Consider the following 25,540-nt stretch of genomic DNA (forward strand, 5'->3'; position numbering starts at 1 on the left):
AGGACCAGACCAATGATTGATATCTACCCCGCGGGCAGTCGACCCAGCCGCAAAGCCCCGGCCCAATGGTTCACCGGAGAAGTCTGGATGGATCCGATCATTGCTGCCCCTGCCCCCGCCCGGATCAATGCCCTGCGGGTAAGCTTTGCCCCGGCTGCGCGCACCGCCTGGCACAGCCATCCCCTGGGACAAACATTGCAGATCATCAGCGGCTTGGGCCTGGTTGGACTGCGTGACCGCGCCCCGCAACACATGCGCCCCGGCGATACCATCTGGATCCCGCCCGGCGTGGAACACTGGCACGGCGCCGCACCAGAAACCGCCATGGTGCATCTGGCCCTGCAGGAAGAGCAGGATGGCTCGGCCGCCGACTGGCTGGAACATGTTACTGACGCAGACTATCTGCGCAGCCCTGAGAGCACCTACTGACCCCTATGATTCGTTATGCTTTGAAACGCGGCCTGTCGCTGGTGATCAGCCTCGCAGTCGCCTCGCTGGTTATCTTTTTCGTCATCGAAATTGCGCCAGGAGACCCCGCCTCCTTTATGCTTGGCATCAATGCCGAGCCCGAAACCGTTGCCGCCCTGCGAACCGAACTGGGTTTGGACCAGAGCAAACTGCAGCGCTACCTCGCTTGGGTGGGCGGGCTGCTGAGCGGTGACTTTGGCATGTCCTATACCTATCGCACCCCCGTTGCGGGGATGATTGCCGATCGCCTGTGGGTGTCGCTGCCGCTGGCGCTTTATGCCCTGGCGCTGTCGACGCTGATCGCCTTTCCTGCCGGGATCTATGCCGCTGCTCGTCGCGGCAAGGCCGGGGACATGGCGGTGATGGGGGCCACTCAGCTGGGAGTCGCGGTGCCCAATTTCTGGTTTGCCATGATCCTGGTGCTGATCTTTGCCATCAACCTGCGCTGGTTTGGCGCCGGCGGCTTTGCTGGCTGGGACAAAGGCTTTGGCGCCGCCATCCACTCGTTAACCCTGCCCGCCATCGCCCTGGCGCTGCCGCAGGCGGCGATTCTGGCCCGCGTCATGCGCTCTTCCCTGTTGGATATCCTGGGCGAAGATTTCATGCGCACCGCCCGTGCCAAAGGCCTGACCCGCCGGCAGGCGCTGTGGCGTCATGGCCTGCGCAACGCGATGATCCCGGTGCTGACCATCATTGGGCTGCAGTTTTCCTTTTTGCTGGCCGGCGCCATCATCATCGAACAGGTGTTTTTCCTGCCGGGTCTGGGGCGGCTGGTGTTTCAGGCAATTTCCTCACGCGATCTGATCGTGGTGGAATCCGTGGTGATGATCCTGGTCTTTGCCGTGATCACGGTGAATTTTCTGGTTGATCTAGCCTATGCGCTGGTCGACCCCCGTCTGAGGAGCCGCACATGAGCCGTAATCTATTCCTGGGCTGTCTGCTCTCTTCGCTCGTGGTACTGGCGGCTTTGGTCTCGTTTATCTGGACGCCCTTTGATCATACGGCGATGGATATCCCGGCCAAGCTGCAACAGCCCAATGGCACCCACTGGCTGGGCACCGATCACTTTGGGCGCGACATCTTCTCGATGATCATGGTCGGGGCGCGGACCTCGATCGCCGTGGCCCTGGTCGCTGTCGGCATCGGCATGGGGCTGGGCGTGCCCCTGGGGCTGGCCGCCGCCGCCAACAAGGGCAGCTGGCTGGATGAAATCATCATGCGGGCCAATGATCTGGTCTTTGCCTTCCCGTCCTTGGTCATTGCCATCCTGATCACCGCCATCTTTGGCGCCGGCGCCATCAATGCCATCGCCGCCATCGGCATCTTTAATATCCCGGTCTTTGCCCGCATCACCCGGGGCGCGGCCCTGTCTCTGTGGGAGCGTGAGTTCATCCTGGCCGCGCGGGTCTCGGGCAAGGGGGCGGCACGCATTTCCGGCGAACATATCCTGCCCAATATCGCCAACCTGCTGATCGTGCAGGGCACCATTCAGTTCTCGCTTGGCATTCTGGCCGAGGCTGGCCTGTCCTATGTCGGGCTTGGCGCGCAACCGCCCACCCCCAGCTGGGGCCGGATGCTGGCGGATGCCCAAACCATGGTGAGCTTTGCCCCGCACCTCGCCCTTATTCCCGGCTCCGCCATTGTTATCACCGTGCTGGGGCTCAACCTGATGGGAGACGGCCTGCGTGACTGGCTGGACCCCAAACTGAGGCTGGCACGCTGATGACCTTGCTTGATATCTCCAACCTTTCGCTGCGGATCGGCACCCATAAGATCCTCAAAGAGGTCTCCTTGTCGGTGCAGGCCGGCGAAATTGTCGCCATCACCGGCGAAAGCGGCTCTGGCAAATCCCTGACCGCTTTTACCGTCATGGGCTTGCTGCCGGATACTGCAACCACCTCGGGTCAGATCACCCTGTCCGGCACCAACCTGCTAAGCCAGAGCGAGGCCCAGATGTGCGGGTTGCGGGGGCACAGCATCGGCATGGTGTTTCAGGAACCAATGACGGCGCTGAACCCGGTCAAAACCATCGGCGACCAGGTGATGGAAACCATCCTGATTCACAAGGCCCTGCCGCCGGATCAGGCCCGCGCCCGGGCCCGCGAATTGCTCGACCGGGTTGGCCTGCCGGCGGATCGCTTCCCGCTTGGCCGCTTCCCACACGAGCTGTCGGGGGGGCAAAGGCAACGGGTGGTCATCGCCATGGCCATTGCCCTGCGCCCCAAGCTGCTGATCGCCGATGAACCCACCACGGCGCTGGATGTCACCACTCAGGCGCAAATTCTGGAGCTGCTGCGTGACCTGGTGCGGGAATTCGACATGGGGTTGATGATCATCACCCACGACCTGGCGGTGGTGGCCGATCTGGCCGATCGCATCGTGGTCATGCGCCATGGGGAGGTGGTGGAAACCGGCACCACCCAGGAGCTTTTGCACAATATGCAGCATCCCTACACCAAGATGTTGTTTGCAGCCTCCAACCATCAGGTAACCCTGCCAGAGCCCCCAGCGCCAAGCCCGCTGCTAGAGATCAAGGGCGCGGTACGGGACTATCCGCTGCCCCGCAAAAGCCTGTTTGCAAAGCCCGAGTATTTTCGCGCCGTCAAAGATGTCTCCTTTACCCTTTACCGGGGGGAACGCCTGGGGCTGGTGGGCGAGTCGGGCTGTGGGAAATCGACCCTAACACGGGCCATTTTGGGGCTAGAGCCGCTTCAGGGCGGTGAAATCAGCCTGGATGGGATGGCGATCACCACCACCCAGAATCCGGAAATCCGCCGCCGCATGCAGGTGGTGTTTCAGGATCCCTTTGGCAGTTTCAACCCGCGTCACCGGGTTGATCGGCTGATCACCGAACCCTTTTACACCCTGACCGATCCGCCCACAGGCTCGGCGCGCAGCGATCTCATTGCCGATACCCTGCGCGCGGTTGGGCTGCAGCCGGAAGATGCCCAAAAATACGTGCATCAGTTCTCCGGTGGCCAGCGCCAGCGCATCGCCATTGCCCGCGCGCTCATCACCCGTCCCGAGCTGATCTTGTTTGATGAGGCCGTCTCGGCACTGGATGTTTCGGTGCGGGCGCAGATCCTGGATCTGCTGGCAGAGCTTTGTGAGGCTTATGGCCTCAGCTATCTGTTCATCAGCCATGACCTGAGCGTCGTGCGCACCATCACCGACCGCTGTCTGGTGATGCAGAAAGGCGAGATTGTCGAGGCCGCCCCGACCGAAGAAATCTTTGCCGAGCCCAAACACCCCTATACCCGCGCGCTGATCGCCGCGGCGCCACAGCTGCCAGACCTCGCACAGGGGGCGGCATAGTGGCCTCACTGTCCTTGATCCTGCCCCGAGAGCAAACAGTCTTTGCCTCGGTTCTGGCGCCCTATTTCCACGAGGTAGCGCCCGGCGCGTCGATTGATCCGGTCAAGCGGGCGGAGCAGATGTTGAACCGCAAGGACGTCACTGCCTTTTGGCTGCATCACGCCGCAGCTCGCATTGGGTTTGCCCTGGTGCTGAACCTGCCGGATGACCGCCGCGAGCTGTCAGAGTTCATGATAGTGCCGCAGTATCGCCGTCAGGGCCACGGGCAAGAGGCCGCCAGCCTGATCCTGCAGGAGTTTCCCGGACGCTGGCGCATGGGCATTTCAGAAGGTTCCCCACAGGCTGCTGCCTTTTGGGGCACCTGTCTTAGCCTGGTGCCCGGCCTCAGCGCTCTGCAGACCGGCGCGCCCTTCACCGAACATCAGACCAAAAGCTACACATTTGATATTGCAGGACCCAATAATGCCTAACTCGCAGATCCCAGCCTCCCTTATGCCAGACACAAAAACAGCTGATGCAACCCCAATTTGGTTCGACCCAAGTCTCTGCCTGATTGGTGGCGTCTGGACGCCTGCCTGCTCTGGCGAAACGCTGGCGCTGGTGGATCCTTCGGATGGGTCGAACCTGTGCCAGATCGCCCGAGGCGGGGCCGCTGATATTGATGCCGCCGTTGCCGCAGCCGAGGCCGCGCTGGCGGGCGACTGGGGCCGGATGACCGCGCTGGAGCGGGGCCGCATCCTGACCCGTATTGGCCAACTGGTGCTGGAGCGGGTCGATGACCTGGCCGCGCTGGAAGTGCGCGACGTTGGCAAGCCCCTGACACAGGCGCGCGCCGATGCCGTGGCGCTGGCGCGCTATTGCGAATTCTACGGTGGTGCCGCCGATAAGGTGCATGGCGAGACCATTCCCTATCTGGACGGGTACACGGTTTACACCCTGCGCGAACCCCATGGGGTGACGGGCCATATCGTGCCCTGGAACTATCCGATGCAAATTATAGGTCGCTCGGTTGGCGCCGCCCTGACCATGGGCAATGCCTGCGTGCTGAAACCCGCCGAGGAGGCCTGCCTGACAGCGCTTGCCTTTGCCCATATCGCCCAGGAGGCCGGTCTGCCCGCCGGGGCGCTGAATGTGGTTCCGGGCATCGGTGCCGAAGCCGGCGCGGCATTGACCGCCCATCCACAGGTGCATCACATCTCCTTTACTGGGTCGGTGGCCACGGGGGCGCTGGTGCAACAGGCCGCAGGCAAGAACGTGGTGCCAGTGACCTTGGAGTTGGGCGGCAAGTCACCGCAACTGGTGTTTGACGATGCCGATCTGGACGCCGCCCTGCCGTTTCTGGTCAATGCCGGCATTCAGAACGGCGGCCAGACCTGCTCTGCCTCCTCGCGTATTCTGGTTCAACGGGGGGTCTATGACACAGTCAAGGCGCGCATGTCCGCCGCCTATGGCGACCTGACCGTAGGCCCGGCTGCTGACGACCTGCGGCTTGGGCCACTGATCTCGAACCGGCAAAAAGACATTGTCGAAGGCTTTCTTGCCAAGGGTGCTGATCTTGAAATTGCCGGACAGGGGCAGATTGTGGACAGTGCCCCCGCAACGGGTGCCTATGTGCGACCGACGCTTTTTGCCGATGTCCCTGCGGACCATGCGCTGGCACAGCAGGAGATCTTTGGCCCGGTTCAGGTCCTGATCCCCTTTGATACCGAAGAAGAGGCCCTGGAAATTGCCAATGGCACCGAGTTTGGCCTGGTTGCCAGCGTCTGGACCCGTGATGGGGCGCGGCAGATGCGTCTGGCCAAGAAGCTGCGGGCCGGTCAGGTATTTCTGAACAACTACGGCGCTGGCGGCGGTGCTGAACTGCCCTTTGGTGGCGTTGGAAAATCCGGCCACGGCCGCGAAAAAGGCTTTGAGGCGCTTTATGGGTTTTCCCAGCTGAAAACAGTGGCGGCCCATCACGGCTGACCCCTAAACCAAGCCAGTATCACACGTTTGGGAGAAGGAATGAGCAATCCGCCGCTTTCACCTTCTCCCAACAATTCCCGCCTGAGACATCACCGCGCGCAAGCACGGTGAACACCACTCAATACAGGGCGACTAGACGATCACGTCGATATGGTCCTGTTCTCCAATCCCAAACACGCGTTTATAGCGGGCGATTTCATCCGCCGGCCCCATGGCTTTTTCCGGGTTATCCGATAGTTTTACTGTTGGCTTGCCATTCGCGGAGATCGCTTTGCACACCAGCGAGAAGGGGGCCAACCCATCATCGGGGACCAGACCGCGAAAATCATTGGTCAGCAGGGTGCCCCAACCAAAAGAGACCTTGGTCCGTCCGGCAAATTTCCCGTGCAGCTCGGCGATTTTATCGACGTCCAACCCATCCGAGAAAATCACCCGCTTTTGCAGCGGATCTTCACCGCGCTCCTGCCACCATTTGATCGCCACCTCCGCCCATGCGGCTGGATCACCGCTGTCGATACGGATCCCGGTCCAGCCCGCCAGCCAGTCTGGCGCGTGATCCAGAAACCCCTGTGTGCCATAGGTATCGGGCAGGATGATGCGCAGATTGCCGTCATGTTCCTCATGCCAGTCTGACAACACATCATAGGGCGCACGGGCCAAAGCTGCATCATCCGCTGCCAAAGCCGAATAGACCATCGGCAGCTCATGGGCATTGGTGCCAATGGCTTCGACCTCGCGCCGCATGGCGATCAGACAGTTCGAGGTGCCGGTGAATTTGCTTCCCAGCCCTTCGCGCATCGCCTGCACGCACCAGTCCTGCCAGAGGAATCCATGGCGGCGGCGGGTGCCAAAATCGGCAATGCTCAACCCGTCGATATCGCGCAGCTGTTCGATTTTTTCCCAGACCCGCGTCATGGCGCGGGCATAAAGCACCTGCAGTTCAAACCGGCCCATGTCATTCAGAACCGCCCGCGAGCGCAGCTCCATCAGCACCGCCAGGGCTGAAATCTCCCAGAGCATGACCTCGTGCCATTTTCCTTCAAAGGTCAGCTCATACTGATCACCGACGCGTTCCAGATGATAGGCGGGCAGGCGCAGGTTTTCGAACCACTCCATAAAGTCCGGGCGAAACATCTGGCGCTTGCCATAAAAGGTATTGCCGCGCAGCCAGGTGCTTTCGCCACGAGACAGCGACAAAGAACGGATATGATCCAACTGCTCGCGCAGCTCTCCCTCGTCGATCAGATGCGCCAGCGGCACCGAGGTTGATCGGTTGATCAACGAGAATGTCACCTCGGTCTGCGGTTTATTGCGAAAGACTGACTGACACATCAGCAGTTTGTAAAAATCTGTATCAATCAAGGAACGGATGATCGGGTCGATCTTCCATTTGTGATTGTAAACGCGGGTTGCGATATCCACCGGCGGCCTCATGCAAGTTGGGTCACGACTTGATAGGACAGGCAGCAAGCCAGAGCAAGGCAAGGCCGGCCTCAAGGGTTTCCGGTGACGATCCCCCACGCCTGGTCAGCCAGTCGCCGTCACCCTGTCATTTGCACCCGGTGGGCTTGCGCAAAGCTGGCCAGAACCTCCAAAAGCTGGGTTCTGGAAATCGGCTTGGTGACGAATTCATTCATGCCAGCGGCCAGACAGACCTCACGATCGGTATCAAATGCATTTGCGGTCAAGGCGATGATCGCTGGTTGCGGCTGCCCCCAAGAGCGAATGATCCGCGTCGCCTCCAATCCGTCCATGACCGGCATGCTAACATCCATCAGGATGATATCCGGCTCGAACGATTTGACCTTGTCTACCGCCTCAGCGCCATCATGGGCAAACTCCAGCTCCAGATCTGTCTGTTTCAGGAACTTCTGAATCAACAACCGGTTGACTCGGTTGTCTTCGGCCACCAGCACCCGCAGCCCAGACAACCCATCAGTGTCCCCTGTCCGCTCTGGCACTGGCGCCACTGTGATGTCCGCAGCGCTGGCCAGGGCAAAAGGCAGGGCCAGGGTGAAACATGATCCGGTCCCGATTTCCGAGGTTACGGTGATGCGCCCATCCATGGCCTCGGCCAGGCGCCTGGAGATGGCCAGGCCAAGCCCTGAGCCGCCAAAACGGCGACTGATGGCCGCATCAGCCTGCGAGAAACGCTCAAAAATGCCCGTAAGCATTTCTTTTGGGATGCCGATGCCGGTGTCAATAATTGAACAGTTCAGCAATACCCCACCGCCGGATGTTGGCTCTGCTTCGACCGTGACCTTGACCCGGCCCTGTTCAGTGAACTTGATCGCATTGCCCACCAGATTATTCAAAATTTGGCGCAGCCGGTGATCGTCGCCATTGAGGTAGCGGGGTAAATCGACATCGCGCTCAACATCCAGGGTCAGCCCCTTGGCTTCGGCCTGGGTACGCAGCAATCGAATTGTCTCGTCAATGCATTGGTGCAGGTCAAAATCACAGGGGTTGATCGAAATCTGCCCTGCGTCCAGCTTTGACAGATCCAAGATGTCGTTGATCAGTGCCAACAAGGTTTTGGCTGAGCTGAGAATCGTGTTGGCATAGAGCTTTTGATCGGTATCCAGATCGGTTTCTTCCAGCAGCTGTGCCATACCAATGACCCCATTCATCGGGGTGCGGATTTCGTGGCTCATGGTGGCCAGGAAATCCGATTTGGCACGGCTCCCTTCTTCGGCTGCCTGGCGGGCTTCTTCGAGCTGCTGGGCGTTTTGTTTGGCTGCTGTTATGTCACGCTCGATGGCGATGTAGGACATCTCTCCACCCTGCTCGCCCCGTATGGGAACCTGGTTGGTTTCCAGCCAGATATCCCGCCCATCCTTGTGGCGGTTCAGAATCTCCATCCTAAAGGGTTGCGCCTTGCGCCGCCCCTCGAGGATTTGATCAAGCGCGTCTGGATCGGTGTCTGGATGGTTCAGCAAGTCACCAGGCTCTCGGTCCAGAATTTCATCAAAGCCGTATCCCGTCAGCCGGGTGAAGGCCTCGTTCACCCATTTTACCTTGTTGTTTTCATCTATGAGAAGAACGCTGTCATTTGCATGGCGTGCCACCAAGGCCAGCCGCTTCGCCTCGACCTGCTGCTCCAGCAAGCGTTGATAGGCGCCCTCCAGCTCCTGCTGCTGCAAGGCCTGGGTCAACAACATGCTGCGGGTGCGCGCAAAGCTGCGGTTGACAAAATGCAGATACCAAAACAGCGTCCCGTCAAGGATCGCCAACCCGCCAAGACGCAGGTGAAGTTCCATCTGATTGAGAACGCTGTCGCTGCTCAGCAGCAAAACAAGGGGCGCTATAGTATAGACACTCAGCCGGGCGATCGCTGCCGGCAGGTTGTAGGGCATGAGCAAACCCGCATTTAGCGCCGCCCCCGCCAAGACACAAATTGCAAAAAACGGGTCGATTTCGACTGCCTGGTTCTGGCTGAACAGGGCCCCCACCCAATAGGGGCTCGCCGCGCCGAGAAACATGCCAAAACCATGCAGCAGGCCTGTAACGGCGCTGATACGACGCAGGCCGCGACTCGGAACCCCGGCCTGGAGCTGTCGGTAGGCATAGCGCATGAACATGCTATCTATCAGTTCAGCGGTGCCCGCGATCAAAATAGACATCACCCCGACGATCGGTGAGGCAAGCCCCGCCAGCGCCAGAGAAATCAAAGAAATAAACGCTAGACGCGGCCAGAACACCCGCACCTGGCCACGCACATAGCGTAGAAACAGACCATCTTCGCTATATCGGTCGTGGTGTTGGGCCAGAGAGCTGATACGAGACTCTTTTCCGCCTGACTTTCCTTGGGTCGTCATTCTGTGCTGTTGCCTCCGCGCAATCAGCCAAATATAGCCTCCCCACTCTTTCAAACTCCTAAAGACCAGTAGCAAGAAAAATGACGGCGAACTATGTTTCGGTCTTCAAACCTGTTGTAATTGCACCCCAGCGGCCCGCATCTCTGCCAAAGACTTCGCCAGTGACCCCTCCAGGTCTATTCCCCGGCATGCGGTGAGATTGACATGGACCTTAAAGCCCAGTTTGACGGCATCCAGGGCCGAAAACGCAACGCAGAAATCGGTCGCCAGCCCAACAAAGGTCAGCTCCGACACCCCGCGAGAGCGCAGATACCCGTCCAACCCCGTGGGGGTCTTTTGATCATTTTCAAAGAACCCGGAATAGCTGTCGATCAGGGGGCGAAACCCCTTGCGGATGATCAGATCGCCGCTCACATCCAGATCCGGGTGAAATTCGGCTCCGGCGCTGCCCTGAACACAGTGATCCGGCCACAAAACCTGCGGCCCATAGCTCATCCCGACGCTCTCAAACGGCGACATGCCAGAGTGCGAGCTGGCAAAGGAGGAATGCCCCGCCGGGTGCCAGTCCTGGGTCAGGATCACAGTGTCGAAATTCCCCATCATAGCATTGATCGGCGCCACCACTTCATCGCCTCCGGGGACCGCAAGCGCGCCACCTGGACAAAAATCGTTCTGGACATCAATTACGATCAGGGCCTGCGTCATATCTGTTCCTCCGAGCGTTTGTTCTATCAACCTACCTAGACGTCTATTGTCACACAGGAAATACGTCACCTTGATGCAGAGGGAAAGGGCGCGATCCGGCGGCAAAACAGCCCGCCTTTTTTTGTTTTTCTTGAAAAATGCAGCGCAGAGTTCTAAGGGCGCATCATGTATAAAATCGCTGCCCTTTATCACTTCACCCGTTTCACCGATCCTGCCGCTCTCAAACCTGCACTGCTGGAGCTTTGTCTGCACCACGCGGTGACGGGGTCCTTGCTGCTGGCACAGGAGGGTATCAATGGCACTATTGCAGGCCCTGAAGCCGGGATCGAAGCGGTGCTCAACCATATCACAACGCTGCCGGGCTGCGCGGATCTCTCCTGGAAAGAGGCCTTTAGCGAGCAGCCACCTTTTGGCAAGATCAAGGTCCGCCTGAAAAAAGAGATCGTCACCATGGGGCAGCCCGATGTCGATCCCAAAGCCAGTGTTGGCCATTATGTTGAACCCGAAGACTGGAACGACCTGATCCGCGCCGAAGATGTGGCGGTCATCGATACCCGCAACGACTATGAGGTGCAGATTGGCACTTTTGAGGGCGCTATCGACCCGGAAACCGCCAGCTTTCGCGACTTCCCCGCCTGGTGGCAGGCCAACAAGGACCGGTTTCACAACAAACGCGTGGCGATGTTTTGCACCGGTGGCATTCGCTGCGAGAAATCAACAAACTACCTGCTGAGCCAGGGTGTCGAGGATGTCTATCACCTCAAAGGTGGCATTCTGCGCTACCTGGAGGAAATGCCCCCCGAAGACAGCAGCTGGCAAGGCGAATGTTTTGTCTTTGACAACCGGGTATCGGTTGGCCACGGGTTGGTCGAAGGCCCACATGAGCTGTGCCACGGCTGTCGCCGCCCCATCCTGCCCAGGGATAAGACATTGCCGTCATTTGAAATGGGGGTCTCTTGCTATCAGTGCATTGATGAGACCACTGAGGCAGACAAGGCCCGGTTCCGCGAGCGGCAAAAGCAGATGCGTCTCGCCCGTGAACGCGGGGAAGCCCATCACGGCGGGCGCAGCGTCTAAAAAGTTCTCAGCTCAACAATTGAAAATTAAAATATTGAAATTAGAGGCCCCCTACTGAACGCCCACCAAATTTTGATCATAGTCAAAGCAAGTTCACCCTGTGCGGTATGAGCATCATTTGTTCACTTTCCACACTGCACAGATCTGTCCAAGCCTGACTTTAACTAACAGATTTCCCGTTGCGTTTCTCTGATATCTCAACGCCCGGCGGCCGCAACAGGCTGGGGCGGTTACGCGGTAGCAAAGGCGAGAGGCGCGCGCAAAAATAAAGCGAACGACAGTATGAGCCTAGACAGGATGCCGAGTAATGAGCCTCCCGCACCTCCGACAAAAGACGTCTCAATCGGCGACATTCGTATTCCCGATCTGTTTCGAGACCTGCCAGATGCAGTGATCATCGCGGACGAAACCCAACGGATTACATGGTACAATACTGCCTTTCAGACCCTATTTGGATATAGCCAGCAAGAATTGATCGGGCAAAGCGCCGAACAGCTTTATGCCGCCCCCCAGAGCTATGAAAAACAACGCAGCGCCGGGTTTTCGGTTGCGGTTGAAGATCTCGATCACAACTACGAAATGCGCTACAAGCGCAAGGACGGCACCAGTTTTCTGACCCGCACCACTGGCGGCCCCATCCGCGACAAAGAGGGCCGGGTCATGGGCCTGTTTGCCATTATCAGGGATATCTCCCAGACCCGTGCGATCGAAGATCTCTTGCAAAGGTTGTTTGACATTTCCACGGATCAAGCCCTGGATCAATCCGGCAAGATCCTGGCCATTTTGAAACTTGGCTGCGCTCATTTTAAAACCGACTCGGCCCTGGTCAGCTGGGTGCAGGGGGAGCGTTATACCATCCTCTACAGCTATTCGGATCTGGTAGATATTCCACGGGGCACAGTCTTCCCGCTGGGCGATACTTATTGTTCTGAAATGTTGAACAGCGGCGGCCCCCTGGCCTGTCACACGGCCAAACAGTCGCAGTTTGGCACGCATCCCTGCTATGATCTCTTCCTGTTGGAGACCTATATTGGCGTGCCGCTGATTGTCGACGGAGAGATTTTTGGCACCTTGAACTTCACCTCCCCCGAAGAGCGCCATCCGTTTGAAGCAGGCGATCTGGAAGTGATCAAGATGTTTGCAGCCTGGGTCGGGCAACAGTTGAATTTTGAAAAAGCCACCAACCAGCTGCCAACGGAAACCACCACACTGACATAGGATCGGGCACACGGCTGAGGCCGGGCCTGTACAGAACCTGCCCTGCCCGGTCAGGTGCCAATGGGGTCGTGACCTCTGTGATCCTGGCCCGTGTGTTCATGATCTGTCAGGCACTCTGTGTGATCTCGCAGCACCTCCAACACCCGGCATTCCGCCACCGAATGATGGCCGCAGTCGCTGATCATCCGCTTCAGCTCGATCTGCAGCGCCTGCAGCCGGGCGATGCGGTCCTCCACCTGTTTCAACTGTCGCTGGGCAATGGAGTCCGCATCGGCACAGGACTGCGCCGGATTGTCCGCCAGATCCAGCAACTCACGTATGGCCTCTAGCGAAAACCCCAACTGCCGCCCATGACGGACAAAGCCCAGCCGGTCCAGCTCGGCCTGGCCATAGCGCCGCTGGCCGCCTTCGGTGCGCTCGGGTTCCGGCATCAGGCCGATGGTCTCATAGTAGCGAATGGTCTGCACCTTGGTGCCAGTGCGTTTGGCCAGGGTTCCAATGGTCAGCATCTTAACTCTCCTTTCCCTTCAACAGCCGCAGCGCGTTCCCCACCACCAGCAGGGAAACCCCCACATCCGCAGCAATTGCCCCCCACATAGAGGCCAGACCAAAGGCGGTTGCCAGGGCAAACCCCAGCTTGGTCACAAGCGACAGCCCGATGTTCTGATGGATCACCGCCATGGTCCGGCGCGAATGGGCGATCAACCAGGGCAAGCGGCTGATGTCGTCGCTCATCAGGGCGATATCAGCGGTTTCAATCGCCGCATCAGAGCCCACAGCCCCCATTGCCACGGCAAAATGCGCCCGTGCCATCGCCGGGGCATCATTCACCCCATCGCCCATCATCGCCACCATATCATAGCGTTCGGTGAGCCGCTCGACCTCGGCAAGCTTATCTGCGGGCAGCAACCCGGCATGCACCTGATCTATCCCAGTGGCTTGTGCAACGGCGCCAGCGGCGGCGGCATTGTCGCCCGTAAGCATAACAACCTGTTTGACCCCCAGTTCATGCAGGGCCGCGATGGTGTCACGCGCCCCCGGACGCAGCCGATCACGCAGGGCAATCAGCCCTATTGGCCCGCTGGCATCCCCCACCACCACAAGCGTCGCTCCCTCGGCCTCGATCTCGGCCATCTGGGCGGCGGGCAGCGCGGTGCCAAAACCCTTTTCCGTCGCAAACCGAGGGGAGCCGAGCCAGATCGCCAGCTCTCCCTGTCGGCCCTCCACCCCGCGCCCGGGTATGGTACGGCTGTCGGTGGCGGCCACATAGGCCAGATCCTGGCGTGTTGCCTCGGCCAGGATGGCCAGCGCCAGCGGATGCGAGGCCCGCGCCTCCAGCGCAGCTGCGGCCTGCAACACCTCGGTTTGACTGGCGCTGCCGAGGGGGTGGATCCCGGCGACTTCGGGGCGGCCTTCGGTCAATGTGCCGGTCTTATCCAGCGCAATGGCCTGCAGCTTGCCCGGGGCCTCGATATAGGCGCCGCCTTTGATCAGCACCCCGGCGCGGGCCGCCGCTGCAAGGGCGGCCACAATCGACACCGGTGTCGAAATCACCAGGGCACAGGGGCAGGCGATCACCAGCAACACCAGCGCATTATAGACCCAAAAGCCCCAATCCCCGCCCGCCAGCAACGGCGGGAGGCAGGCCAGAGCAATGGCCAGGGCCAGAACTGACGGGGTATAGATACGGGCGAACTTTGCCACCCATTGTTCCACCGGGGCGCGGCGGGCATGGGCGTCGCCGACCATGCGGGTGATCTTGGCCAGCACTGTATCGCTGGCCAGTTTGGTTGCTTGCACGGTCAGGCTGCCGTCGCCATTCAGCGTGCCTGCATAGACCTCATCGCCGGGTTCTTTGGCAACCAGGGCGCTTTCCCCAGTAATGGGGGCCTGATCTACAGCACCTGCCCCTGCAATCACCCGCCCATCCATCGGGATACGGTCGCCGCCACGCAGAACAAAGTGCTGGCCGATCTGCACCTCACCGGCGGGCATTTCAACCTCGCGGCCATCCTCGTGGATCACCCGCGCTGTGGCGGGTGCCAAATTAAGCAGGGCTGACACCGCGTTGCGCGCCCGCCCGACGCTCCAGGATTCCAGCGTCAGTGACAGGGCAAAGAAAAACGCCACCGTTGCCGCTTCGAAATATTCGCCCAGGCTGATGGCGCCGGCCACGGCCACCACCATCAGCAGGTTCATATCAGGGGAAAGGTTGCGCAGCGCATACCAGGCCTTTGGCAGCACCAGCCAGACCCCCAGCGCCACCGCGACCAGAAACAAACCCAGCTCGCCCAAAGGCACCGGTACATCGCCGTGACCGGCAAACAGCTGCCCCAGACCTGCGGCTCCCGAATGGGCCACATGCCAGGCCAGACCGCCGCTCCAGAACAGCGCGCTGGCGGCGGTAAAACGCTTTTGGCGGCGCAGATGGGCCGCCTGATCCGCGTCGGCGCTTTTGGCGTCCCAGGGCTTGGCGCTCATGCCGGTGGTGGCAACCAGGCTCAGCACCTGTTCATCGGGGATTTGCACTGCTGAGGACAGCAAGGTCATGCGCCCGTTCAGCACATCAAAGCCCAGATGGTCAGCGCCGCCCACCACAGGGCCTAAGGCGCGATTTAGGCTCGCAACCTCTTCGGCGCAGCACAGACCATTGACGCGAAAACTGCGCCCAGCCGTTAGCTCTGCGGCATCCGGCGGAGCCACAGTCCCACTGCCACAACAACCCGCGGGTTCAGCCGCATGGGCATGGGCATGGGCATGGGCTTTGGCGTTGGTAGGGCTCGGATTGACGGAGCTACAGCAGCTATCCTCGGGCATTGGGGCCTCTTAGTTTGCAAAGACCTGCCCTAGATAGGACCTACAGTGACTAGAGGTTCAAGAGATTTCTTAAAAAACTTTGGCCACAGGATGTGCCGAGACTTTGACCCTGATGGTAGCTGCAGCCTGACCCGCCTTTGCAAAGCGGCTCAAGACCTTAGTGTTGGGTCCTTTTGCAGCCAAAAAGCAGGAAGGGGTGGGCGGCTGCCCCAAGATGAGACAGGGGGCAGCACCAATCGGGCTGGGGTCAGCTGTCACCGCTTTCGTCGTAATCCGACATCGGCGGGCAGGTGCAGATCAGGTTGCGATCCCCGTAAGCGTTATCCACCCGGTTTACCGGCGACCAGTATTTGTCGACCCCCAGCGACCCCGGAGGGAAGCAGGCGGCTTCGCGGCTGTAGGGACGATCCCAGTCCCCCACCAGATCGCGCACCGTGTGCGGCGCGTTTTTCAGTGGGTTGTTCTGCGGGTCGATCTTGCCGTCGATGACATCCTGCGCCTCTGCCCGGATCGACAGCATGGCATCGCAGAACCGGTCCAGCTCATCCTTGGGCTCGGACTCGGTGGGCTCCACCATCAGGGTGCCAGCCACAGGCCAGCTCATGGTGGGGGCGTGAAAGCCCGAATCCACCAGACGCTTGGCCACGTCATCCACAGTGACGCCCCCCTCGTCATTCAACGCACGGGTGTCCAGAATGCACTCATGGGCCACACGCCCCGTCGCCGAGGTATAGAGGATGCCATAGGCGTCTTTGAGCCGGGCGGCGATGTAGTTGGCGTTGAGGATCGCCACCTTGGTGGCCTGGGTCAGACCGGCGCCGCCCATCAACAGGATATAGGCCCAGGACACCGGCAGGATCGAGGGCGAGCCAAAAGGCGCAGCCGAGACCGGCCCAACGGCAGAGCCATACTCGGGGTGACCGGGCAGATGGTCTGTCAGGTGGGATTTGACACCGATAGGGCCCATGCCGGGACCGCCGCCGCCATGGGGAATGCAAAAGGTTTTGTGCAGATTCAGGTGACTGACATCACCACCAATCTTGCCGGGCTGGGCCAGCCCCACCATGGCGTTCATATTGGCGCCATCAATATAGACCTGGCCGCCGTGCTCATGGGTGATCTCGCAGACCTCCTGCACGGTGTCCTCAAACACGCCGTGGGTGGAGGGATAGGTGATCATGCAGGCTGCCAGGTTATCGCTGTGCTTTTCCGCTTTGGCGCGGAAGTCAGCCACATCAATATTGCCGTGATCGTCCGCCACCACGGGCACCACCTTATAGCCCACCATCTGCGCCGAGGCCGGGTTGGTGCCATGGGCCGAGGTCGGGATCAGGCAGACCTTGCGATGGGCCTCTCCCCGCGCGGCATGGTAATTGCGGATGGTTAGCAGCCCGGCATATTCCCCCTGGGCGCCCGAGTTGGGCTGCTGGGAAATCGCGTCATAGCCGGTGATCTGGCAGAGCTTGTCGTTCAGATCCTCAATCATCGCATGATAGCCCATCGCCTGCTCTTGGGGGCAGAAAGGGTGCAGGTTGCCAAACTCGGGCCAGGTGACCGGGATCATCTCAACCGTGGCGTTCAGCTTCATGGTGCAAGAGCCCAGCGGGATCATCGAACGGTCCAAAGCCAGATCACGGTCCGCCAGGCGGCGCATATAGCGGGTGATCTCTGCCTCGGCCCGGTTCTTGTGAAAGATCGGGTGGGTCAGATAGGCGCTTTCGCGCAGTGCATAGTCCGGCAAACGATACTGTTTGTTCGAACTGTCATCCTCGCGGTCAATGCCAAAAGCACCCCAGACCGCCTCGATGGTTTCCTTGCGGGTCTGTTCGTCCAGGCTGATGCCCACCTTGGTTTCGCCAACCTTGCGCAGGTTGATACCACGGGCAACGGCAGCCTCCATGACGGTCTGTTGCAGCGGGCCGACCTCAACGGTGATGGTATCAAAGAAGACTTCGGGCTCAACCTTGAAGCCGTGCTCTTCCAGGCCGGCAGCCAGACGCGAGGTCTTGCGGTGCACCGACTGGGCAATCGCCTTGATGCCATCGGGGCCGTGATAAACCGCATACATCGAGGCCATGACCGCCAGCAGCGCCTGCGCCGTACAGACGTTGGAGTTGGCCTTTTCACGGCGGATGTGCTGTTCGCGGGTTTGCAGCGCCAGACGGTAGGCCTTGTTGCCACGGCTGTCGATCGACACACCGATGATGCGCCCCGGCATGGCGCGCTTGAGCTTATCGGTGGTGGCCATATAGGCGGCGTGGGGGCCGCCATAGCCCATGGGGACACCAAAGCGCTGGGTGGAGCCGATAGCGATATCCGCGCCCATTTCACCGGGGGATTTCAGCAGCGCCAGCGAAAGGATATCGGCGGCGACAACGGCGATGCCTTTGTGGTCATGCAGCGCTTTGATTTCATCGGTAAAATCGCGCACATGGCCATAGGTGCCGGGATATTGGAAGATGGCGCCAAAGACCGCACCGGGGTCCAGCTCATCCGGGTCGGCAACCACCACGTCGATGCCCAGGGGCGCGGCGCGGGTCTGGATCACCGCGATGGTCTGCGCGTGGCAATTCTGATCGACAAAGAAGGCGGCGTTATTGGCTTTGGACCGGGCACCGCGATGCGCCATGGCCATGGCCTCGGCTGCCGCTGTGGCCTCGTCCAGCAATGAGGCATTGGCGATATCCATGCCGGTGAGATCGCTGACCATGGTCTGGTAGTTCAACAGCGCCTCAAGACGCCCCTGGGAGATCTCGGGCTGGTAGGGCGTATAGGCAGTGTACCAGGCGGGGTTTTCCAGGATGTTGCGCAGGATCGGCGCCGGGGTTGAGGTGCCATAGTAGCCCTGCCCGATCAGTGAGGTCAGCACCTTGTTCTGTCCGGCCACTTCTTTCATGTGATAGAGCGCGTCGCGCTCGGTCATCGCCGGCCCCCAGTCCAGCGGCTCTTGCTGACGAATGGCTTCGGGCACGGTGGCGTCGATCAGATCATCCAGGGTTTTGAAGCCAATCACCTTGAGCATCTCGGCCATCTCCGTGGGAGAGGGGCCGATGTGGCGGCGGTTGGCAAAATCATAGGCTTCGTAGTCGGTCAGTTTAAAGGCCATGTGCAGCGCTCCTATGGAGAGGGGGCATCCAACCTGAGCTGTTGGAGCCTCCGGCAGAGATATTTGGAGAAAGGTGAAACAGCGGGGCCAGACCAGCCGGCCCCGACACACTCAGCCAATCAGGGTTTTGTAACCGTGCAGATCCATCAGATCGTCGAGCTGGGCAGCATCCGACAATTTGATTTTATAGATCCAGGCATCGCCTTCGGGGCTTTCGTTCAAAGCGCCGGGATTATCGGCGAGGGTCTCGTTGGCGGCGATGACTTCGCCATCCAGTGGCGCGTAGATTTCCGAGGCCGCCTTGACGGATTCGATGACGCCAATTTCGTCCCCTTTTTCAAAGGTATCGCCTGCTTCTTTCTGTTCGCAAAAGACGATTTCGCCCAGTTGGTCCGCCGCGTGTTGGGTGATGCCAAGGGTTGCCGTATCGCCTTCTACGGTGATCCATTCGTGCTCTTCTGAATAATAAGTGGCCATCTGGGACGCTCCTCGTGTCCAAGTTTAGTGTCTTAGCGTTTGTAGTTCTGGGTCACAAAGGGGAGCGCGACCACTTCGGCCGGCTGGGACTTGCCCCGTATGATCAGGTTTACCGTTTCGCCGGGGGTGCTGTGGCCGGCTGCGACATATCCCATGGCGACGGGTCCGCCGACGGTGGGACCAAACCCCCCCGAGGTGATCGCCCCGATGGTCTCGCCCTCGGTGCTTTGCACTTCGACGCCCTGGCGGGCAGGGGCGCGGCCAATGGGCTTAATCCCAACCAGTTTGCGGGCAGCGCCCTCAGTCAGCTGTTTCTGGATACGGGCAGCGCCGGGAAAGCCGCCCTCTTCGCGACGTCGTTTCTGCATGGCCCAGGTCAGCGCGGCCTCAACCGGCGTGGTCTCGGTGTCGATGTCATTGCCATACAGGCAAAGGCCGGCCTCAAGACGCAAGGAATCGCGCGCGCCAAGGCCTGCGGGTTCGCAATCCTCATGCGCCAGCAGGGCACGGGTGATCTCAACCGCCTTGTCTTCCGGGATGGAGATCTCATAGCCATCTTCGCCGGTATAGCCCAGACGCGACAGGCGGCACTCGACCCCCATGACCTCAGCCAGAATGGTTTCCATAAATTTCATCTCACGCGCGGCAGGGCAAAGCGCCCCCACCACGTTTTCCGCCGCCGGGCCCTGCACCGCAACCAGGGCGCGGTCAAAGATCTCGGTGACCTCGATGCCCTCAAGATGTTGGGCCATATGGGGAATATCCTGGTGCCGCATGGAGGCGTTGACCACGACAAAGAAATGATCACCGGCATTGGAAACGATCAAATCGTCCATGATGCCGCCCTGGTCATTGGTAAAGAAGGTGTAGCGAGCCTTGCCCTCCTTCAGGGTGGTAAAGGCGGAGGGCGCGATCTTTTCCAGCTGGGCGGCGATATCGTCGCCCTTCAGGATCACCTGCCCCATATGGGAGACGTCAAACAGCCCTGCCTTTTCGCGGCACTGCTTGTGCTCTCCCATGATGCCCATGGGGTATTGAACCGGCATTTCCCAGCCAGCAAAATCAACCATCTTGCCGCCAAGTTCCACATGCAGGTCATAAAGCGGTGTGCGTTTGGGTACGTCAGTCAGTGTATCGGACATTGTATCGGGCCTTTGTTTGCGAAGAGCAGTCACGGGACACCATAACGGTGTAAGGCGCATTGCGCACCACACGGGCCAGGCCTCTGATCTGTACATCTTCGCGCGTCACAGCTCCGCCTCCGATCAGGACACCCCCAGTTTGGGAAAATGCGCCCATACGTCCCGCATATCTCCTTTAGGAAACTTTTCCCGCTTAATCAACAAAAGATGTCCTAGTGAAATTTTGACTGCTGCAAGCATCACGGCTAAGGTTCAACCGCAACAGGAGAAACCGCCAACATGGAACCGGTTCAATCAGAAGAAGCAGGGCTCGCGCCCGAGGCAGGCGAAGCCCCGGACGGGCAGGTTCTGGGCAAGATGATTCGCGACGCGCGCAAGGAAAAGGGCCTGACCCTGGAGGAAGCGGCCAAGGCTGCGGCCATCGGGCGCTCGACCCTGTCAAAGATCGAGAACAACCAGACCCGCCCGAGTTTTGAGATTATCCGCCGCCTGATGCAGACATTGGAGCTGGAAACGCCGCAATTATTCGTCCAATCGGCGCAAAGCAGCATTTCGGGGCGCCGTGACTACACCCTGTCGGGGCGCGGCGAGCATCAGGAAACCAAGACCTATGACCATGAGCTGTTGTGTACCGAGCTCACCAGCAAGCGGATGCTGCCCTATATCAGCACCATCAAGGCGCGGGATGTGACCGAATATGACAGTTGGGTACGCCATCGCGGCGAAGAGTTCATGTATGTGATCAGCGGCGATCTGGTGCTCTATACCGAACACTATCGCCCGCTCAGCATGACCGCAGGTGATTCGGTCTATTACGACAGCGGCATGGGACATGGCTGCGTGTCCACCAGCGCAGAGGACGCAAAGGTTCTTTGGGTCTCGCTGGAAATCTGACCCCAGTAACATCAACCTGTGCAGCAGTATCCGCCAGGTCTGCAGCCAAGTTTGCAGCCAGCTCAGCACCCCTCAACGATGGTAATGCTGGCCTCGCAGGCGCCTGCGCGGCGGGCGCGGGCCTCTTTGTATGCGGGTGAATTGTAGCAGTCGCGCGCCTGTTGCAGGCTATCAAACTGGATCACCACATGGCGCTGCCAGCTGTCGCCCTCCAGGGTTTGTGCGCTGCCGCCACGGGCCAGGAATATGGCACCATACTGCGCAAACGCAGCCGGGGCGACGGCCTGATAACCCAGATAGGCCTCCGGGTCTGTCACTGTGACATGGGCTATCCAATAGGCCTTAGGCACCAGACTATTCCTTTTCTGTCCCCGCCAGCAGCCGCTCTGCCACGGCTGAGGCATCCGCCAGATGCGCCTCCACCGCGCTGCGTGCCGCCTCGGGGTCGCCTGAAATGATGGCATCACAGATCGCCTGCATATGAAACAGCCCAGGCTGGGCCCGGTCGCTGGCTGACAGCGTCATCGCCCGCAACCGGCTGATCCGACCATTGAGCCGATTGACCACCTCCCAGGCGATATGATGGCCGGCGGCCTCAAACATCACCTGATAAAACCCGGTCGAAGCCTTATACAAAGCCCCCGGCTCCACATCTGCGCCGGTCTGGGCAAAGGCCCGTTTCAGGGTCGCCAGTGCTGCCCGCAAATCGCGGTGCAAGCTGGCCGCGCCAGATCGGGCGCAGGCCATGGCAACCGAGGTCTCGAGCATGCGGCGGATCTCATAGATCTGGCGCGCATCTTCCCAGCTCAGCGCGGCCACGATGGGGCCGCGATTGGGCAGGATCTCCACCAGCCCTTCGGCCTCGAGGTATCGAATCGTCTCGCGGATGACCGTCCGGCTGACCCCCAGCTGATCACACAGGGGCCGCTCCACCAGCCGCTCACCCGGGGAAAACACCCCCGCGATGATCGCCTCACGCATTTTTTCCTGCACGATTTCACGAAGCGTCGCAGGGGGTTGTTCGATTCTCAGCTGAGCCAGACCAGGGTTTTTCATGGGTGTTATCTACCAGCAGCCCTGCGGCAAGACAATAGATTCTTGACTAACGAGATTATGGTATACCATAAGTTAGCTCAACAGATTCACTCCAACTCAGGTGCCCCATGCCAGCTGTCATTCGCAAAACTCTCCTCCATATCGAAGAAACCCTGATCGAGGGCGGCAAAGAAGCCGCAACTCCGCTCAAACTGATTGCCGCCATCGCGGTGGTCAAAAACCCCTGGGCAGGTCGGGGGTTCGTTGAGGACCTGAAGCCGGAAATCCATGACTGCGCGCCAGAGCTGGGCGAGTTGCTGACCAAGATGGTGCTGGATGCTGCCGGTGGTGGCGACAAGGTCGAAGCCTATGGCAAATCTGCCATTGTCGGGTTGGACGGCGAGGTCGAGCATGCCTCGGCGCTGATCCACACCCTGCGGTTTGGCAACCACTACCGCGAGGCCGTGGGCGCCAAGAGCTACCTGGCCTTTTGCAACACCCGTGGCCCGGCCAATGCGCCGCTGATGATCCCCCTGATGGATAAAAACGACGGCGGTCGCCGCTCGCATTATCTCACCATTCAATGCGCGGTGGCGGATGCCCCGGCGGCGGATGAGATTGTCATCGCCCTGGGCGCCTCGATCGGTGGGCGACCACATCACCGTATTGGTGACCGCTATCAGGATCTAAAGGATCTGGGCCATGATCTCGACAACCCTGCCTCTGTCTGATCCCTTCGGCAGCCTCAGCTACCGCGACGCCGGCAGCGGCGAAGCTTTGGTGTTGATCCACGGGGTCGGCATGCAGAGCGCCGCCTGGGCGCCGCAAATTGAGGCGCTGTCGAAAACCCATCGGGTCCTGTCGCTGGACATGCCCGGCCACGGTGGCAGCAGCGCCCTGGCGGAAGGTGCCGATCTGGCGGCCTATGTGGCCTGGCTGCATGCCGCCCTGGGTGCGCTGAATTTGGGCCCGGTCAATCTGGCCGGCCACTCCATGGGGGCGCTGATCGCGGGGGGCTTTGCCTGCACGCATCCCCAAATGCTGCGCCGGGTTGCGCTGATCAATGGCGTGTTCAGGCGCTCAGACCCGGCCCGGTCTGCGGTGCTGGCCCGTGCTGGCGAAATCAAGGCCGGCAGGGTGGATCTGGAAACGCCGCTCAGCCGCTGGTTTGGCGATAGCCCGGCTGAACAGCAGGCCAGAACACAGGTCGCGCGCTGGCTGTCGCAGGTCGATCTGACCGGCTATGCCACCGCCTATGGCGCCTTTGCCCGGGGCGATGCCACCTATGCAAAAGCCTGGCCACAGATTGCCTGCCCGCTGCTGGCGCTCACCGGTGACGCCGATCCAAACTCGACCCCGGCAATGGCCCACGCCATGGCCGATCTGGCCCAGAACGGCACGGCGGAAATTCTGCCCGGCCGCCATATGGTCAATCTGACCGACCCGGATGCGGTGACACAAAGCCTAAGCCGCTGGCTGCGACGCCCAACACCCAATATAAAGGAGACCCCAATGGCCCCTGCCCCGCTTGATCCGCGCGCCCTGCGCGATGCCTTTGGCACCTTCCTGACCGGTGTCACCGTGGTCACCAGCCATGACGACACCGGCACGCCGCTGGGTTTTACCGCCAATTCCTTTGCCTCGGTGTCGCTGGACCCGCCGCTGGTCTTGGTCTGCCTGGCCAATAGCTCCCGGAACTTCGAGGCTCTGACCCAGGCCTCCGGCTTTGCGGTGAACATTCTTGCGGAAGACCAGAAAGACATCTCCAACACCTTTGCGCGACCTGCTGAGGACCGCTTTGCAGCGGTGGACTGGCGGGTCGGGCCCCAGGGCTCGCCCATTCTGGCCGGGGTTTCGGCCTGGTTTGACTGCAGCATGCATAAATCGGTTGAGGCCGGCGACCATGTGATCCTGATCGGCCAGGTGGAGGCCTTTGACACCAGCACCGCCCCTGGTCTGGGCTATGCCCGTGGCGCCTATGTCACCCCCGCCGCCGAGGCTGAGGCGCTGGCCCATGGCGCCAACCTGGTGGTCTCGGCCCTGATTGAACGGGCTGGCGAAGTGCTGCTGATCGACGACGGGTTTGGCGGGCTGACCCTGCCGCAAAAACCCGTTGGTCGCGCCGGGGCCTCGGTGGCGCTGAGCGAGCTGATCACCAGCTGCGGAATTGAGGCCGATCCCGGCTTTATCTACTCGGTCTTTGAAGACGCCGCCCGCGAGCATCAGCATATTTCCTTCCTCTGTCAGGCTGGCGAAGGCACCCCAAAACAGGGCTGTTTCACGGCTCTGACTGCATCAACCATGATGGAGGTCACCGACCCGGCGCTGCGCATTATGCTGGAGCGTTTCGCCAGCGAAAGCCGCATGGGCAATTACGGGGTGTTTTACGGCACTCAAACCAGCGGCAATATCCGCAAAATCGTGTCAGGGAGTGCAACGGCATGAAGTTTTCCTTGTTTGCCCATATGGAGCGGATCTCACCGGATCAGGACCAAAAGCAGCTGTATGACGAGTTCATAGAACTGTGCAAAATCGCCGATCGTGGTGGTATGCATGCGATCTGGACCGGGGAGCACCACGGGATGAATTTTACCATCTCGCCCAACCCGTTTCTGAACCTCGTTGATTTGGCCCGCCATACGGAAAACGTGCGGCTGGGCACCGGTACGGTGATTGCCCCCTTCTGGCACCCGATCCGTCTGGCGGGCGAGGCGGCGCTGACCGATATCATCACCGATGGGCGATTGGATCTGGGCATTGCCCGTGGCGCCTATTCCTTTGAGTACGAGCGCATGATGCCCGGCATGGAGGCCTGGGAAGCAGGCCAGCGCATGCGCGAGCTGATCCCCGCCGTGCAGGGGCTTTGGCAGGGAGATTATGCCCAGGAGGGAGAGTTCCATTCCTTCCCAAAAACCACCTCCGCCCCCAAGCCCGTGCAGCAGGACGGCCCGCCGATCTGGGTTGCCGCCCGCGATCCCAACAGCCATGAGTTTGCTGTCGCCAACCACTGCAATGTGCAGGTGACGCCGCTGTGGCAGGGCGACGGTGAGATCAGCAGCCTGATGCAGCGTTTCAACGATGCCTGCGCCAGATACCCCGGCACCCCGCGCCCCAAGATCATGCTGCTGTTGCACACCTATGTGGCCGACAGCGCAGAAGACGTGAAGCAGGCCGCAGCAGAGCTGAACCGCTTCTACTGCTACTTTGGCGCCTGGTTCAAAAACGAACGCGCCGTTGATCAGGGCCTGATCGCACCGCTCTCAGACGAAGAAATCGCCGCGCATCCTTTCTACTCGCCGGACGCGATGGAACGTGATCTGGTGATCGCCGAACCTGCAGGTGTTATTGACCGGATCAAGACATATGAGGCCCTGGGCTATGATGAGTACTCCTTCTGGATCGACTCCAGCATGAGCTTTGAGCGCAAAAAGGCCTCGCTTGAGCGCTTCATCCATGAGGTCATGCCCGCCTTCGCCTAAAGGCCGCCGTCGCAAAAGGACAGA

General features: G+C 60.3%; 22 protein-coding genes. 12 read left to right on the top strand and 10 right to left on the bottom strand.

Annotated elements, in window-relative coordinates; translation table 11 throughout:
• Positions 1-12: 12 nt before the first annotated feature.
• The 6 genes from JZI28_RS18690 to JZI28_RS18715 are packed head-to-tail and all read left to right on the top strand — an operon-like array spanning position 13 to position 5,748.
• A complete protein-coding gene (locus tag JZI28_RS18690; protein ID WP_295446529.1) occupies positions 13-429 on the top strand; it encodes a cupin domain-containing protein in 417 nt (138 codons plus the stop codon).
• Positions 430-434: 5 nt separating this feature from the next.
• The gene (locus JZI28_RS18695) at positions 435-1,382 is read left to right on the top strand and encodes an ABC transporter permease (protein ID WP_349387281.1); all 948 of its coding nucleotides are present in this window, start codon (positions 435-437) and stop codon (positions 1,380-1,382) included.
• The gene (locus tag JZI28_RS18700; RefSeq protein WP_295446533.1) at positions 1,379-2,191 is read left to right on the top strand and encodes an ABC transporter permease; all 813 of its coding nucleotides are present in this window, start codon (positions 1,379-1,381) and stop codon (positions 2,189-2,191) included. The genes JZI28_RS18695 and JZI28_RS18700 overlap by 4 nt, the downstream gene beginning before the upstream one ends.
• Positions 2,191-3,783 (top strand): ABC transporter ATP-binding protein, encoded by a 1,593-nt coding sequence (locus tag JZI28_RS18705; protein ID WP_375698566.1) that lies wholly within the window; start codon positions 2,191-2,193, stop codon positions 3,781-3,783. The genes JZI28_RS18700 and JZI28_RS18705 overlap by 1 nt, the downstream gene beginning before the upstream one ends.
• Positions 3,780-4,253 carry a GNAT family N-acetyltransferase gene (locus JZI28_RS18710; RefSeq protein ID WP_375700125.1) on the top strand — a complete coding sequence of 158 codons (474 nt, stop codon included), beginning with the start codon at positions 3,780-3,782 and terminating at the stop codon, positions 4,251-4,253. The genes JZI28_RS18705 and JZI28_RS18710 overlap by 4 nt, the downstream gene beginning before the upstream one ends.
• A gap of 22 nt (positions 4,254-4,275) precedes the next feature.
• Positions 4,276-5,748 carry an aldehyde dehydrogenase family protein gene (locus JZI28_RS18715; RefSeq protein ID WP_295446589.1) on the top strand — a complete coding sequence of 491 codons (1,473 nt, stop codon included), beginning with the start codon at positions 4,276-4,278 and terminating at the stop codon, positions 5,746-5,748.
• A 132-nt stretch (positions 5,749-5,880) separates the two neighbouring features.
• On the opposite strand, the gene pncB is transcribed toward JZI28_RS18715, so the two are convergent.
• From pncB to pncA, 3 genes are all read right to left on the bottom strand, one after another.
• The gene (pncB, locus tag JZI28_RS18720; protein ID WP_375698567.1) at positions 5,881-7,170 is read right to left on the bottom strand and encodes a nicotinate phosphoribosyltransferase; all 1,290 of its coding nucleotides are present in this window, start codon (positions 7,168-7,170) and stop codon (positions 5,881-5,883) included.
• Positions 7,171-7,289: 119 nt separating this feature from the next.
• Entirely contained in the window at positions 7,290-9,566 is a 2,277-nt protein-coding gene (locus JZI28_RS18725; protein WP_375698568.1) for an ATP-binding protein, read from the bottom strand.
• A gap of 105 nt (positions 9,567-9,671) precedes the next feature.
• Positions 9,672-10,271: a bifunctional nicotinamidase/pyrazinamidase gene (pncA, locus tag JZI28_RS18730; protein ID WP_375698569.1), complete on the bottom strand. Its 600-nt coding sequence runs from the start codon at positions 10,269-10,271 to the stop codon at positions 9,672-9,674.
• A 165-nt stretch (positions 10,272-10,436) separates the two neighbouring features.
• Between pncA and JZI28_RS18735 the strand changes: the two genes are divergently transcribed.
• Together JZI28_RS18735 and JZI28_RS18740 are read left to right on the top strand one after the other, a co-directional pair.
• Positions 10,437-11,348, top strand: coding sequence for a rhodanese-related sulfurtransferase (locus JZI28_RS18735; RefSeq protein WP_375698570.1), 912 nt, complete (start codon positions 10,437-10,439; stop codon positions 11,346-11,348).
• Between the two features lie 297 nt (positions 11,349-11,645).
• Positions 11,646-12,566, top strand: coding sequence for a PAS domain S-box protein (locus JZI28_RS18740; RefSeq protein ID WP_375698571.1), 921 nt, complete (start codon positions 11,646-11,648; stop codon positions 12,564-12,566).
• A gap of 50 nt (positions 12,567-12,616) precedes the next feature.
• Here the strand turns inward: JZI28_RS18740 and JZI28_RS18745 are convergent, their stop codons facing one another.
• From JZI28_RS18745 to gcvT, 5 genes are all read right to left on the bottom strand, one after another.
• On the bottom strand, positions 12,617-13,075 hold the full coding sequence (locus JZI28_RS18745) for a helix-turn-helix domain-containing protein (protein WP_295446548.1): 459 nt from the start codon (positions 13,073-13,075) through the stop codon (positions 12,617-12,619).
• A 1-nt stretch (position 13,076) separates the two neighbouring features.
• Positions 13,077-15,383 carry a heavy metal translocating P-type ATPase gene (locus JZI28_RS18750; RefSeq protein WP_375698572.1) on the bottom strand — a complete coding sequence of 769 codons (2,307 nt, stop codon included), beginning with the start codon at positions 15,381-15,383 and terminating at the stop codon, positions 13,077-13,079.
• A gap of 247 nt (positions 15,384-15,630) precedes the next feature.
• Complete coding sequence (gcvP, locus tag JZI28_RS18755; RefSeq protein ID WP_375698573.1) at positions 15,631-18,489, bottom strand: aminomethyl-transferring glycine dehydrogenase; 2,859 nt, start codon at positions 18,487-18,489, stop codon at positions 15,631-15,633.
• 111 nt (positions 18,490-18,600) lie between these two features.
• Complete coding sequence (gcvH, locus tag JZI28_RS18760) at positions 18,601-18,966, bottom strand: glycine cleavage system protein GcvH (RefSeq protein WP_348152442.1); 366 nt, start codon at positions 18,964-18,966, stop codon at positions 18,601-18,603.
• A 32-nt stretch (positions 18,967-18,998) separates the two neighbouring features.
• Entirely contained in the window at positions 18,999-20,096 is a 1,098-nt protein-coding gene (gcvT, locus tag JZI28_RS18765; protein ID WP_375700126.1) for a glycine cleavage system aminomethyltransferase GcvT, read from the bottom strand.
• 291 nt (positions 20,097-20,387) lie between these two features.
• On the opposite strand from gcvT, the gene JZI28_RS18770 reads away from it, so the two are divergent.
• Positions 20,388-21,002 carry a helix-turn-helix domain-containing protein gene (locus JZI28_RS18770; protein ID WP_295446556.1) on the top strand — a complete coding sequence of 205 codons (615 nt, stop codon included), beginning with the start codon at positions 20,388-20,390 and terminating at the stop codon, positions 21,000-21,002.
• 62 nt (positions 21,003-21,064) lie between these two features.
• Here JZI28_RS18770 and JZI28_RS18775 read toward each other — a convergent pair whose 3' ends face one another.
• Both JZI28_RS18775 and JZI28_RS18780 read right to left on the bottom strand, forming a co-directional pair.
• Positions 21,065-21,352 carry a DUF1330 domain-containing protein gene (locus tag JZI28_RS18775; protein ID WP_348152438.1) on the bottom strand — a complete coding sequence of 96 codons (288 nt, stop codon included), beginning with the start codon at positions 21,350-21,352 and terminating at the stop codon, positions 21,065-21,067.
• A gap of 4 nt (positions 21,353-21,356) precedes the next feature.
• Positions 21,357-22,058 (bottom strand): GntR family transcriptional regulator, encoded by a 702-nt coding sequence (locus JZI28_RS18780; protein WP_375698574.1) that lies wholly within the window; start codon positions 22,056-22,058, stop codon positions 21,357-21,359.
• 107 nt (positions 22,059-22,165) lie between these two features.
• Between JZI28_RS18780 and JZI28_RS18785 the strand changes: the two genes are divergently transcribed.
• Genes JZI28_RS18785 through JZI28_RS18795 form a run of 3 tightly spaced genes read left to right on the top strand, consistent with a single transcriptional unit; the run spans position 22,166 to position 25,516 of the window.
• Positions 22,166-22,768, top strand: coding sequence for an amino acid synthesis family protein (locus JZI28_RS18785; protein ID WP_281954404.1), 603 nt, complete (start codon positions 22,166-22,168; stop codon positions 22,766-22,768).
• Entirely contained in the window at positions 22,740-24,482 is a 1,743-nt protein-coding gene (locus JZI28_RS18790) for an alpha/beta fold hydrolase (protein WP_375698575.1), read from the top strand. The genes JZI28_RS18785 and JZI28_RS18790 overlap by 29 nt, the downstream gene beginning before the upstream one ends.
• Positions 24,479-25,516 carry an LLM class flavin-dependent oxidoreductase gene (locus tag JZI28_RS18795; protein ID WP_375698576.1) on the top strand — a complete coding sequence of 346 codons (1,038 nt, stop codon included), beginning with the start codon at positions 24,479-24,481 and terminating at the stop codon, positions 25,514-25,516. Before JZI28_RS18790 ends, JZI28_RS18795 begins: the two co-directional genes overlap by 4 nt.
• Positions 25,517-25,540 lie beyond the last annotated feature (24 nt).

The sequence above is a fragment of the Pseudophaeobacter sp. TrK17 genome, assembly GCF_042192375.1.
Taxonomy (GTDB): domain Bacteria; phylum Pseudomonadota; class Alphaproteobacteria; order Rhodobacterales; family Rhodobacteraceae; genus Pseudophaeobacter.

Excerpts from the sequence above, each read along its gene's own strand:
- JZI28_RS18770 (WP_295446556.1), top strand. The coding sequence starts at position 20,388 with ATGGAACCGGTTCAATCAGAAGAAGCAGGGCTCGCGCCCGAGGCAGGC.
- JZI28_RS18695 (WP_349387281.1), top strand. The coding sequence starts at position 435 with ATGATTCGTTATGCTTTGAAACGCGGCCTGTCGCTGGTGATCAGCCTC.
- JZI28_RS18780 (WP_375698574.1), bottom strand. The coding sequence starts at position 22,058 with ATGAAAAACCCTGGTCTGGCTCAGCTGAGAATCGAACAACCCCCTGCG.
- JZI28_RS18785 (WP_281954404.1), top strand. The coding sequence starts at position 22,166 with ATGCCAGCTGTCATTCGCAAAACTCTCCTCCATATCGAAGAAACCCTG.
- JZI28_RS18750 (WP_375698572.1), bottom strand. The coding sequence starts at position 15,383 with ATGCCCGAGGATAGCTGCTGTAGCTCCGTCAATCCGAGCCCTACCAAC.
- JZI28_RS18790 (WP_375698575.1), top strand. The coding sequence starts at position 22,740 with ATGATCTCGACAACCCTGCCTCTGTCTGATCCCTTCGGCAGCCTCAGC.
- JZI28_RS18690 (WP_295446529.1), top strand. The coding sequence starts at position 13 with ATGATTGATATCTACCCCGCGGGCAGTCGACCCAGCCGCAAAGCCCCG.
- JZI28_RS18745 (WP_295446548.1), bottom strand. The coding sequence starts at position 13,075 with ATGCTGACCATTGGAACCCTGGCCAAACGCACTGGCACCAAGGTGCAG.
- JZI28_RS18700 (WP_295446533.1), top strand. The coding sequence starts at position 1,379 with ATGAGCCGTAATCTATTCCTGGGCTGTCTGCTCTCTTCGCTCGTGGTA.
- JZI28_RS18725 (WP_375698568.1), bottom strand. The coding sequence starts at position 9,566 with ATGACGACCCAAGGAAAGTCAGGCGGAAAAGAGTCTCGTATCAGCTCT.
- JZI28_RS18705 (WP_375698566.1), top strand. The coding sequence starts at position 2,191 with ATGACCTTGCTTGATATCTCCAACCTTTCGCTGCGGATCGGCACCCAT.
- JZI28_RS18715 (WP_295446589.1), top strand. The coding sequence starts at position 4,276 with ATGCCAGACACAAAAACAGCTGATGCAACCCCAATTTGGTTCGACCCA.
- pncA (WP_375698569.1), bottom strand. The coding sequence starts at position 10,271 with ATGACGCAGGCCCTGATCGTAATTGATGTCCAGAACGATTTTTGTCCA.
- JZI28_RS18795 (WP_375698576.1), top strand. The coding sequence starts at position 24,479 with ATGAAGTTTTCCTTGTTTGCCCATATGGAGCGGATCTCACCGGATCAG.
- gcvH (WP_348152442.1), bottom strand. The coding sequence starts at position 18,966 with ATGGCCACTTATTATTCAGAAGAGCACGAATGGATCACCGTAGAAGGC.
- gcvP (WP_375698573.1), bottom strand. The coding sequence starts at position 18,489 with ATGGCCTTTAAACTGACCGACTACGAAGCCTATGATTTTGCCAACCGC.
- JZI28_RS18735 (WP_375698570.1), top strand. The coding sequence starts at position 10,437 with ATGTATAAAATCGCTGCCCTTTATCACTTCACCCGTTTCACCGATCCT.
- JZI28_RS18740 (WP_375698571.1), top strand. The coding sequence starts at position 11,646 with ATGCCGAGTAATGAGCCTCCCGCACCTCCGACAAAAGACGTCTCAATC.